Genomic DNA, 10,978 nt, shown 5'->3' on the forward strand with positions numbered 1-10,978 from the left:
ATCAGTTGGAAGTTGGTGGTTTCGGAGGCTATTACGGCTTCTCGGTCTGTTACCAGGACGTCTGGGCGGTTGGTGAACTCCTCGGTCAACGTTTTGCGGACGGTGGTTGGGGTGGGGCCCGTCGCGTAGATCGCGGTCACGTTCTGGCGGAGCCATGGTGGGGCCTTGGCCACGTTCAGGTAGATCAGGGGTTGGCCCTCGACTGTGTTGATCATGCCGGTGATTCGTTGGTGGATGGGTCGGCTGTTCGGCAGGTTTATTGACAGGTCGTCGCCCAGGTTGACGCCCATCATGGCTGCTTCGTTGGTGTCCATCACCACGCCGCGGGTCAGGTCGGGGGTGCCTTTGACGATCTTCGGGGTGAGGACCTTTCCGAAGCCTGTTGGTTCTGTTGCCGAGATCGATGACGAGGACGTTCCTCCCTTGTGTGTCACCGTGACCAGTGTGTACCTGTCGGCTGCCACGCCTGTCACGCCGGGAGTTTCGCGGACTCGGTCCAGTACGTCCGTGCCCAGTGGATCCGCTCCGGATGCTGAGCGCAGGATCGTTGCTGTCGGCGGGACCATGTCGCGCACGGCGGCGCCCAGGGATGACACCATGGTCTCCCCCAGCGTCGCGAACGCGCACACCAGCGCCAAGCCCACCAACAGTGCCGACGACGTCGCGGCTGTGCGGCGGGGGTCGCGGATCGCGTTGCGGGTTGCCAGGCGGACTACCGGACCGCCTCGCCGGGCCAGTAATCGTGACAGTGGGGTGAGCAGGGCATGGGCGAACACCGGTGCCAGCAGTAGTACGCCGAGCCAGGCGACCACACCCGCGGCCATGCAGCTGACGCGCTCCGTGGTGCTCAGATTGACGCCGGCGGTCAGCGCCACCGCCACCACTCCGCCCGTCAGCAGTACGGCGCCGGCGGTGGTGCGTACCACCGTGGTGCGGCGCTGCGGGGTCACGTCCGTCCGTAGTGCCGCCACCGGCGGGACCGCCGCCGCTCGGCGGGCCGAGCCGTAGGCCGCCACCACCGTCACGCCGATGCCCACCGCGTAGCCCACCAGGATTCCCCCTGGGGACACGGCGTACGTCACCTGCTCGCCGTCGGGCGTGAATGCCCACATGCCCAGCAGGCCCAGGGCGATGCCCGCTGCCGCGCCGATCGTCGCGCCCACGAAGCCGAGGGCGGCGGCCTCCAGCACCACCGCGCGGCGGACCTGGCGTCTGGTCGCCCCCACCGCGCGCAGCAACGCGAACTGTCGGACTCTCTGTGTGACCAGCATCGTGAACGTGTTGGCTATGACGAACATGCCCACCAGCAGTGCGACCGCCGCGAAGGCCAGCAGTGACTCGCGGGTGGACTCCGCGGCGGAGGCCGCCTCCGCACGGGCCTCGGCCGCCAGTTCCGCGCCCGTCCGTACGGCGAGCCTGGGATCGGTCAGCGTCGCCCGGACGCGGGACTTCAGGTTGGTGCCCCGTAGCTCGATCCGGTCGTAGGTGCCGCCGAGAAGCCGCCGTGCCGCCGTCGGGGCGAACGCCACCGTGGGGGCGGTCTCCTCGCCGAGCGTCCCGTAGGTGAACAGGCCGACCACGCGGCCGCGGAACTCGCGGCCGTCGGCCAGGATCAGGCGGGCGCGGGAGCCCAGGCGCAGGTTCGCGCTGTCGGCCGCCGCTCGGGACAGGGCGACCTCGTCGGCGGCGGCCGGGGGTCTGCCGCTGAGATCGGTGAACCGGCCCGTGGTGTCCCAGCCGGTGCCCGCGTGGTCGTGTGCGCCCGGGATGATCTTGCCGTTGGCGCCCACCAGGGACGCTCGACCGGCCCGCACGCCGGTTGCCCGCCGGACGCCGGGCACTGCCCGCAGGCGGTCCAGGTCCTCGTCGGTGAGGACGGCCTCCTGGGGCGGGCCCTGCACCACCACGTCCACAGTGGATCGTTGGCTTCCGCTCGTGAGCGACGCGGCCGTCGAGTCGGACAGCACCCACGTGGCGACCACGAACGCCACACCGAGCACGATCGCGACCAGTGTCATGGCGATCCGGCCCTTGTGGGCACGCAGATCCCGCACCATCGCACGCAGCATCAGACCCTCACCCGCTCCAGGCTCTTCACGCGGTCGAGCACGCGGTCCGCGGTCGGCGCCGCCAGCTCGTCGACCAGGCGTCCGTCGGCCAGGAACAGCACGCGGTCGGCGTACGCCGCGGCCGCCGGTTCGTGCGTCACCATCACGACGGTCTGGCCGAGGTCGTCGACGCTCGTGCGCAGCAGGCGGAGCAGCTGCGCGGACGCCGCCGAGTCGAGGGCGCCGGTCGGCTCGTCGGCGAACACCACGTCCGGGCGCGTGATCAGTGCGCGGGCACAGGCCACCCGCTGTTGCTGGCCGCCGGAGAGCTGGCTCGGCCGGTGGTGCAGCCGGTCCCCCAGCCCGACCGCCTCGATGATCGTCGTCGCCAGCTCGCGGTCGGGTGCGCGGCCGGCCAGGTCGAGCGGCAGCGTGATGTTCTCCCACGCGGTCAGCGTCGGTAACAGGTTGAACGCCTGGAACACGAACCCGACGCGGTCGCGCCGCAAGGCGGTCAGCTGGTTGTCGCTCATCCCCGACAGCTCGACGTCACCGAGGAACACCGCACCGCCGGTCGGTTCGTCGAGGCCGGCGACGCAGTGCATGAGCGTGGACTTGCCGGAACCCGACGGGCCCATGATCGCGGTGAAGCGGCCGGAGTGGAAGTCGACGTCGACGTGGTCGAGCGCGACGACACGGGAATCTCCCGTGCCGTAGACCTTGGTGAGTGCTCGAGCACGTGCGGCTGGGTTCGTTTGCACGCCGTCAACGGTCCCGGAAACGGGTCGGGTCCACATCGGACCAGGGTCTGGATTTCCGTGTCCCACCACGGTCGGGCAAAGGCCGGAACGGGTCCACCCGTGGTGGGACGCGCCGCGCGCCGGCGCCCGCTACCGTCGACTCGTGCTCTCCGCCACCCGCAGGACCTACCTCGTCTCCGTCGACATCATCGCGGCGTTGACGCTGCTGGCCCTCGTGACCTACGCGGCGATGGACGCGCAGACGCCGGGAGGCATCACCGAGCCGGCCTGGGTGTCCGTGGTGGTCGCCGTGCTCATCACCGGACCCGTCGCCGTTCGGCGGTGGATGCCGCTGACCTCCCTGGCGGTCAGCCTGTGCGCGTCGGTCGCCGCCCTGGTGTCCGGGGTGATCCCGGTGGTGGCGATGGGCGCGCCCGTGACCGCGGTCGGGGTCCCGCTGTACCTGGTGGCGAGCACCTGTCCACTGCGGCGGTCGCTGCCCGCGCTCGGCGCCGCCGTCGGCGCGCACCTGGTGGTGCTGCTCGGCCGCCGGGTGGTCGGCGCGAAGACCGATCCGTGGGTGGACAGCCTTTCCGCGATGACCTTCGTGTTCCTGGTGCTGGCGATCGCGTGGACGCTCGGGCTCGCGGCGCGGGAGCGGCGGCGGCACGCGGAGGAGTCCGCGGCCCGGCAGGCCGAGCAGGCGGTGGCGCAGGAGCGGCTGCGGATCGCTCGCGAGCTGCACGACATCGTGGCGCACAGCATGAGCCTGATCGCGGTGAAGGCGGGCGTGGCCAACCACGTCGCCGAGCAACGGCCGGCCGAGGCACGCGAGGCGTTACGGGTGATCGAGGCGACCAGCCGCGGCTCGCTCGCCGAGATGCGACACCTGCTCGGCGTGCTGCGGTCCGAGGTGGACGGTGCGGAGCGCGCCCCGGCACCCGGTCCGGCGGGCATCCCGGCACTGGTCGAGCGGGCGCGGTCCGCGGGCGTGACGGCCCAGCTGTCCCTCGACGACACGGCCGGGGTTTCGGAGGGCGTGGGCCTGTCGGTGTACCGGATCGTGCAGGAGGCGCTGACCAACGTCGTGCGGCACGCGGCACCGAGCCGGTGCGGCATCACCGTGGCGGTGTGTGACGAGGCGGTGCGGGTGGAGGTGGTCAACGACGGTCCGAAGGCGGAGCAGGGGTCGGGCGGTCACGGGCTGATCGGCATGCGGGAGCGGGTGGCGATGTACGGCGGGACGTTCGCGGCCGGGCCGAGAGCCGAAGGGGGTTGGCGGGTGGCGGCGGTGCTGCCGCGGTGATCAGGGTGCTGGTGGCCGACGACCAGGCACTGGTGCGGGGCAGTTTCCGCATGCTCGTGGAGAGCGCCCCGGGACTGACCGCGGTCGGTGAGGCCGCGAACGGGAAGGAGGCGGTCGCGGTCGCGGTGCGTGAGCGGCCGGACGTCGTGCTGATGGACGTGCGGATGCCGGGGTTGGACGGCATCGAGGCGACCGAGCGGATCTGCGGCGACCCCGCCGCGGCCGGCGTGCGGGTGCTGATCCTGACGACGTTCGACCTCGACGAGTACGTCTACGCGGCACTGCGGGCCGGCGCGAGCGGCTTCCTGTTGAAGGACACGCCGCCCGCGGACCTGCTGGCCGCGATCGAGGTCGTGGCGGCCGGCGAGGCCCTGCTGGCGCCCTCGATCACGCGGCGGCTGATCGCGGAGTTCACGCGCCGCCCCGAGACGCCGGCCCCGCCGGTCACGCTGGACGGGGTCACCGACCGGGAGCGGGAGGTGCTGCTGTTGATCGCCCGCGGCCGGTCGAACGCCGAGATCGCCGCCCACCTGCACCTGGGCATGGCGACGGTGAAGACCCACATCGGGCGGCTGCTCAGCAAGCTGGCCGCACGGGACCGGGCGCAACTGGTGATCGCCGCGTACGAGTCCGGCCTCGTCCGTCCCGGTTGATAGGTTTCACGGCGTGCCGGTAACCGCGCAGGACGTCGACCTGTCCGTCCGCCTCGCGATCGAGGCGCTGACGGGTGCGCCCGACAAGTGGGACGTGCCGGCCGGGACCCTGGAGTGGACGTGCTGGGAGACGGTCGAGCACGTCGCCGACGACCTGTTCTTCTACGCGACCCAGATCGGCTGCTGCGCCTCCCCGCGTGAGGTGCCGTTCGGCTACGGTCCGCGACGGGAGGGCGGCCCCGCGCTGACGATCACCGCCAGGCGCGAGGCCGGACCGGACGGGTTGCTGCAAGTCCTCGAGGCCTGCGGCGCGCTGCTGACCGCGGTGGTCCGCACCGCCGCGCCGCAGGCCCGCGCCTACCACATCTTCGGCGAGGGCGATCCTGAGGGTTTCGCCGCGATGGGGAGCCTGGAGGTGCTGGTGCACACGCACGACATCGCGGCAGGCCTCGGCGTCCCGTGGCAGCCGCCCGCCGACCTGTGCGCGCGGGTACTGGCCCGCCTGTTCCCGGACGTCACGCCGGCCGACGACCCCTGGCTCACCCTGCTGTGGGCCACCGGTCGTCACGACCTCCCCGACCGTGCGCACCGAACGGAGTGGCGTTGGCACAGCGCCCCTCTGTCGCAGGCCTGAGCAGGGCTCCTTCCAGCGGAGTTGGCACCGTAACGTTCCCCTCGTCCCGGTAGGGCGACTCGTCGAGAATGTGTGGCGACGACCAGCGCCGCGGCGGCTCGCGGTACTCCGTCAGGGCCGTATCGAGCAGTTCGGCCCACCAATGGACTAGTGATGACAGCGGAGGTACACGCAACTGTTGTCAAGCCGGACGCAGTTTCACGCGAATGCGCCTCGGTTACCGCTGGTCGCCGGTTACGCTGGCGATCACGTCGGGGGACGGTGCGAAAGGTTCAGTTCGGTGACGATCACTCCTCGGGGGACCCGGTCATGAGTGCTCCCACGGTCCCACCACCAGTACGGATCGACCCGGCTGGTGACCAGTCGCGTCGGGTCGCCGAGCTGCGTGCGCTGTCGAGGACGACGCCGGGTGTGCTGATCCTGCTCACCCTGGCGCTCGTGCTGGTCAGCGTGCTGGTCGGCGTGGTCACCGCGATCAGCGTGCAGACGCGTGCCCAGGCGCTCGACAACCTCTCCGCCCGCAGCGGACCACTCTCCGTGGCCGCCCAGGACCTGTACCGTTCGCTGTCGGACGCGGACGCGACCACGAACGGCGCGTTCCTCGAGGGTGGCGCGGACCGGCCGGCGGTGCGGTACCGGTACGAGAAGGACATCGCGGAGGCCGAGCACGCGCTCGCCATCGCCTTGGCCGCGGGGGAGCCGGCCGACCTCGCCGACCCGGACAGCCCGCTCGCGATCCTGTCCAGCCACCTGTTGGTCTACACGGAAGTCGTCGAGACCGCGCGGAACAACAACCTCCAGGGCAACCCGGTCGGCGCCGCCTACCAGCGCGAGGCGTCCACCCTGATGCGGGAGAAGCTGCTGCCGGCCGCCCGCGTCCTGTACGACACGGAGACCCAGGGCGTCGCCGACGACCAGGACACGGCGGCGTCGTGGCTGGCGCTCGCGGTCGAGGTGCTGCTCGGGCTCGGCACGCTGGTCCTGCTCGTCCACGCGCAGCGGTTCGTGCGGCAGCGCACCCGCAGGCGGATCAACGTCGGGCTCGCCGTGGCCACGGTCGCCGCGCTGGCGTCGGTGGTGTGGGTGCTGGCGGCGTCACTCGGCGTGATGGCGAAGGTGCAGGCGAGCCACGAGCACGGCTCGGACCAGACGAAGGTGCTGGCGGCGGCCAGGATCAACGTGCTCGCCGCGCGGGGCGACGAGACCCTCGCGCTCGTCGCCAGGGGCACCGGCGCCGAGTTCGAGGACAACTACAAGGCGACGCGCAAGGACCTCGCCACCCAGGAGCTGCCCGAGGCGCGTGAACTCGCCACCGACGAGGACGTCCGTGCCGACGTGCAGACCGCGATCGACCAGGAGATCGCCTGGCACCGCGAGCACGTCAAGATCCGTGCCGCGGACGACAAGGGTGACTTCCCCGGCGCGGTCGAGGTGACGCTGGGTCCCGCGTCCGCCGGGTTCGACAGGGTCGACCAGGCGTTGAACGACGCGATCGGGCAGACCACCGCCGCCTTCGACCAGGAGGTCTCGCAGGCGTCCGGCGCGCTGACGGGCCTGGTCGTCGGGGTGATCCTGCTGGCGCTGGTGACCGCGGCGGGCGCGGCGACGGGGATCTGGCAACGGCTCAAGGAGTACCGATGAAGGCCGTCACGCTCGTACTCGCCGTCGTACTCGTCGCCGCGGGGTGCTCGGCGGCCCCCGCGCCGGTCGACACCCATGACCCCACGGTCGTGGAGCCCCTGCCGGCGGGAGCCACCGAGGTCACCGCGACGGCGGCGGCGTCCGCGGACGAGAGCTGCCAGCCGACCAGGAGCTACCGGCCGGACGGCCCGCCGCCCGCCCCGGGCCAGTTCCCGGCCGGGTCGATGATGGCGGCGATCCACCAGCGGGGCAGGCTGATCGTCGGCGTCGACCAGAACACCTACCGGTTCGCCTACCGCGACTCGAAGACCGGCCAGATCGAGGGGTTCGCACTCGACATCGCCCACCAGCTCGCCAAGGCCATCCTGGGTGACGAGAACAAGATCCAGCTGGTCGTGCTCACCTCGGCCCAGCGCATCCCGGCGGTCCAGCACGGCGACGTCGACCTCGTCGTGCACTCCATGACCGCGAACTGCGACCGGTGGCGGAAGGTGGACTTCTCGACGATCTTCTACCTGGCCCACCAACGGGTCCTCGTGCGCGACGACGCCAAGTACACGGGCACGGACTGGTTGGCCGGCAAGAAGGTGTGCGGGACGGAGCAGTCCACGTCGCTCGCGCGGATCGTCAACCTCGACGTCGACCCCAAGCCGATCGGCATGCAGGTCGCCGGCTGGACCGACTGTCTGGTGATGCTGCAGCAGCACCAGGTCGACGCGATCTCCACCGACGACACGATCCTCGCCGGACTCGCCGCCCAGGACCCGTCCATCATGGTGGCTCCCGGCTCGCTCGCCGACGAGCCGTACGGTATCGCCATCCCGAAGAACCACAAGGAGTTCGTCCAGTTCGTGAACTCGGTGCTCGAGCAGATCAAGGCCGACGGCAGGTGGACCGCGTACTACGACAAATGGCTCCAGCCGCTGCTCCAGGAGCCGGCCGCGCCGCCGGTCGCCGAGTTCCGGGACTGAACGCCGATGGACGGGGTCGTGCTGAGCCGGGACGAGATCGACCGCGAGCTCGCTCGGGTCGAGGCCGACAGCGAGCGGATCGCCGAGTCGCTCGTGGAGATGGACGCCCACCCCGGGCACCGGCTGCTGCGGGACACGGCGCTCACCGGCCTGACGGCGAAGCGGTGGGCCGAGGCGTCCGCCGCGATGGCGACCCTGTGGGAGCAGTACGCGAGCTACCGGGACCTGGTCGCCCGCGCCCGTGAGGTCCGCGCCCGGCGGTCGAGGCCGGGCGCCGAGGAGATCGAGGAGCTGACCCACATCCTGAACGGCCCGGTCGTGGAGCTGGACTCCGCGGCCGTGCCGATCGAGCGGCGTGGGCTGACCGGCGCGGCGCAGGTCAGCGAGCGGATCACGATGGCCGAGCTGTTGAGCCGGATGCGGCAGGCGTTCGACACGGTCACCGCCGTGCTCGCGGCCGCCGAGTCCGCGTGGTCGGCGGCGATCGGCCGGCTCGACCCGATCGACCGGCGGGTGCACGCGGTGTCGGTGCTCGCGGAGTCGATCGGCGAGGGTGACTTCGCCAGCCTGCGGCGGGACCTGGAGAAGGCGCGGGAGCTGGTGCTCACCGACGTGCTGACCGCGCGGGCCACCGACGTGCTGCCGGAGATCGAGCGCCGGCTGACCGAGCTGGAGACCCGGCTCGCGGAGCTGGCCAGGGTTCGCGACGAGTTCTCCTCCCGGCTCGCGGCACTGGAGTCCGAGCTGTCCGAGGTCGAGGCTGCCGAGGCGATGGCGCGGCAGACGTACACGGCCGTGCTGCAGAAGATCGCGTCGCCCGGCCTGCCGGAGCCGACGGGCCAGGGCTCGGCGGCGGTGCGTGGCCGCCTGCGGCGGCTCCGCGCGCGGATGGACACCGCGGGGTGGGCGACGCTGGCGCGGGAGGCCGACGAGCTGGACCGGTTCGCGGCGAGCACGCTCGAGGCGGCGCGGACGGCACAGCGAGCCATCTCGGGCCTGCTCGACCGCCGCGCGGAACTGCGTGGCCGGTTGGAGGCCTACCAGGTGAAGGCGGCACGGCTGGGACACGCGGAGGACGCGGACCTGTCCCGGCTGCACGACGAGGCACACGAGATCCTGTTCACCTCGCCGTGCGACCTACCGGCGGCGACCCGCGCGTTGAACCGCTACCGCCAGGCGATCCAGGACAGAACCCGTGAGGAGGGGACTCCATGACCGACTGCCCCCGACCGGGGTGCGGCGGCGCCCTCGACGAGGACCGCTTCTGCGACACCTGCGGCCTCGAGGCCCCGGCGACGGTGACCGCGACCAGCAGCACGGCGGCCAGCAGTACATCGGCCAGCGGCTCGGCGGCCCGTGGCGGCGCGGCCACGACGACAGCCGCCAGCGGCGGCACCACGTCGGCGGCCGCGAACGGCGGCACCGCGAGTGCTCGCACGACGCCGGTGGGCACGCGCGGCGGTTCGCCGAACTCACCGACCTCGGCGACCTCGGCGAACTCACCCACGCCGGCCACCTCCACCCCACCCCCACCGCCGACCCCCGCCTCGCTCCTCGGGGTGTCCTGTCCCCGCCCCGACTGCGACGGCACACTCGACGAGGACGGCTTCTGCGACACCTGCGGCCTGGCAGCGCCCGCAGGCACCAAGCCCGCGGGCACCCCCGTCACACCCGCCGACTTCGGCCCCAGCGGCGGCGCCTCCCCGGACAATGACCACGAGCACGACCACGAGCACGACCCGGGCAGCACCCGCACGGGCAGCGTCCGCACCGGCTCGGTCTCGACCGGCTGGACCGCTTCAACGGGTGCCGTCACCAGCGGCTCCCGCCGCGGCTCCGCGCGGTCCTCAAGCCGCGGCCTGCTCGGCGCCGGCCTGGTGGAGGTGCCCCGCGTCCCCTACCGCGACCCGAAGAGCGCCGTCCTCGCCGACCCGAAGGTCCCCGAAAACAAGCGCTTCTGCAGCAACTGCGGCGAGGAGGTCGGCCGCAGCCGCAACGGGAGGCCCGGGCGGGCCGAGGGCTTCTGCACGGCCTGCCGCCAACACTTCTCCTTCTCCCCCAAGCTGTCCCCCGGCGAGATCCTGCACGACCAGTACGAGGTGCTGGGCTGCCTCGCGCACGGTGGCCTCGGCTGGGTCTACCTCGCGCTCGACCGGGCCGTCGCCGACCGCTGGGTCGTGCTCAAGGGCCTGCTCGACACCGGCGACGCGGACGCGATGGCCGCCGCCGTCGCGGAGCGCCGGTTCCTCGCCGAGGTCGAGCACCCCAACATCGTCAAGATCCACAACTTCGTGCAGCACCCCGACAAGAAAACCGGCACGATGGTCGGCTACATCGTGATGGAGTACGTCGGGGGTCAGTCCATCAAAGAGATGCTCAAGGAGATCCGGGCCGTGGCGGGTCCGCGGGCGTGCCTGCCGCTGGCCCGCGCGATCGCCTACGTGCTGGAGATGCTGCCGCCCATCGGCTACCTGCACACGCTGAACCTGCTGTTCTGCGACTTCAAGCCGGACAACGTGATCCAGACCGAGGAGCAGCTGAAGCTGATCGACCTCGGCGCCGTCCGGCACATGGACGACGAGGACAGCGCGGTCTACGGCACGATCGGCTACCAGGCGCCGGAGATCGCGGCCGTGGGCCCGTCGATCTCCTCCGACCTGTACACGATCGGCCGCACGCTCGCGGTGATGGCGTTCCCGTTCGACTTCCAGCGCGACTACGTCGACCGGCTGCCGAACCCGGCCGAGGAGCCGCTCCTGGGCCGGTACGACTCGTTCTACCGGTTCCTGCTGCGGGCGACCGCGGGCGAGCCGGCCGCGCGCTTCACCTCCGCCGAGGAGATGAAGGACCAGCTGACCGGCGTGCTGCGCGAGGTGCTGGCCGCCGACGACCTGCAGCCCCGGCCCGGCCCGTCCGCGGAGTTCACCCCGGAGCGGGTGTTGTTATGATTGTAGTTTATGGTTATAGTGTTTTTGTATTTGGGTG

9 protein-coding genes are annotated in these 10,978 nt (G+C 71.7%); 7 read left to right on the forward strand and 2 right to left on the reverse strand.

What is annotated here, in order from left to right:
- Both ACJ73U_RS38685 and ACJ73U_RS38690 read right to left on the reverse strand, forming a co-directional pair.
- Positions 1-2,069, reverse strand: a 2,069-nt coding sequence (locus ACJ73U_RS38685; RefSeq protein ID WP_407782742.1) for an FtsX-like permease family protein, incomplete at its 3' end; no start/stop codon positions are given.
- Positions 2,069-2,845: an ABC transporter ATP-binding protein gene (locus tag ACJ73U_RS38690; protein WP_407782743.1), complete on the reverse strand. Its 777-nt coding sequence runs from the start codon at positions 2,843-2,845 to the stop codon at positions 2,069-2,071. The genes ACJ73U_RS38690 and ACJ73U_RS38685, both read right to left, overlap by 1 nt.
- A gap of 106 nt (positions 2,846-2,951) precedes the next feature.
- Between ACJ73U_RS38690 and ACJ73U_RS38695 the strand changes: the two genes are divergently transcribed.
- The 7 genes from ACJ73U_RS38695 to ACJ73U_RS38725 all read left to right on the forward strand — a co-directional run bounded on the left by ACJ73U_RS38695 (position 2,952) and on the right by ACJ73U_RS38725 (position 10,941).
- Entirely contained in the window at positions 2,952-4,094 is a 1,143-nt protein-coding gene (locus tag ACJ73U_RS38695; RefSeq protein WP_407782744.1) for a sensor histidine kinase, read from the forward strand.
- A complete protein-coding gene (locus ACJ73U_RS38700) occupies positions 4,091-4,747 on the forward strand; it encodes a response regulator (RefSeq protein ID WP_407782745.1) in 657 nt (218 codons plus the stop codon). The genes ACJ73U_RS38695 and ACJ73U_RS38700 overlap by 4 nt, the downstream gene beginning before the upstream one ends.
- A 13-nt stretch (positions 4,748-4,760) precedes the next feature.
- Complete coding sequence (locus ACJ73U_RS38705; protein ID WP_407782746.1) at positions 4,761-5,381, forward strand: maleylpyruvate isomerase N-terminal domain-containing protein; 621 nt, start codon at positions 4,761-4,763, stop codon at positions 5,379-5,381.
- A gap of 309 nt (positions 5,382-5,690) precedes the next feature.
- A complete protein-coding gene (locus ACJ73U_RS38710; RefSeq protein ID WP_407782747.1) occupies positions 5,691-7,022 on the forward strand; it encodes a hypothetical protein in 1,332 nt (443 codons plus the stop codon).
- Positions 7,019-7,993 (forward strand): glutamate ABC transporter substrate-binding protein, encoded by a 975-nt coding sequence (locus ACJ73U_RS38715; protein ID WP_407782748.1) that lies wholly within the window; start codon positions 7,019-7,021, stop codon positions 7,991-7,993. The genes ACJ73U_RS38710 and ACJ73U_RS38715 overlap by 4 nt, the downstream gene beginning before the upstream one ends.
- 6 nt (positions 7,994-7,999) lie before the next feature.
- Positions 8,000-9,208: a hypothetical protein gene (locus ACJ73U_RS38720; RefSeq protein WP_407782749.1), complete on the forward strand. Its 1,209-nt coding sequence runs from the start codon at positions 8,000-8,002 to the stop codon at positions 9,206-9,208.
- A complete protein-coding gene (locus ACJ73U_RS38725) occupies positions 9,205-10,941 on the forward strand; it encodes a serine/threonine protein kinase (protein WP_407782750.1) in 1,737 nt (578 codons plus the stop codon). Before ACJ73U_RS38720 ends, ACJ73U_RS38725 begins: the two co-directional genes overlap by 4 nt.
- The last annotated feature ends 37 nt before the right edge of the window (positions 10,942-10,978 follow it).

This window comes from Actinophytocola sp. (assembly GCF_045807065.1).
Lineage (GTDB): Bacteria > Actinomycetota > Actinomycetes > Mycobacteriales > Pseudonocardiaceae > Actinophytocola.